Source organism: Mesorhizobium sp. FG116 (assembly GCF_057809835.1).
Genome location: NZ_JBMDKS010000145.1, coordinates 1 through 434 on the forward strand (window position 1 = coordinate 1; position 434 = coordinate 434).

The following is a 434-nucleotide window of genomic DNA, read 5'->3' on the forward strand; positions in this document are numbered from 1 at the left end:
GTGTTCCGAACAAAGTCGATTCGATCGACAGCGCGTAGAAGCGCGCCATGTTCTTTTTCGAATCCGTGCGTTCGATATAGAGCTGGTAAGGCTGAACGAGCATGGAGTGACATTCCACTGTCCCATATCTGACGTCCAACGAGACTTATGAATCGATCCGTCGCGACCGATTCATGGTGATGATGGATGGCTGGCGGATTGTCGGTCCGGCTTGGGCGAGCCGGCCTACGGCCGACCGGGTGCTATTCGCTACGCTCACGGAGCCCGCAAGCGGTCTCCGCCCATGCGGGTGCCGCCCCCTCTCGCGGTCCCACTCAGGCCGGATCGACCGACCATCGTGGCAGCGAAGGGATACCCCTCCATTTCCAAGCCAAGGTCAGGGCCAGGCACGTACAGATGCCCAGAGCCTTGCCCGGCTGACGGCGGATACAGTC

The 434-nt window shown here is 60.6% G+C and carries 1 protein-coding gene; it reads right to left on the reverse strand.

What is annotated here, in order from left to right:
* Positions 1-103, reverse strand: a 103-nt coding sequence (locus ACODTY_RS24170; RefSeq protein ID WP_488996708.1) for a WGR domain-containing protein, incomplete at its 3' end; no start/stop codon positions are given.
* Positions 104-434: the final 331 nt, after the last annotated feature.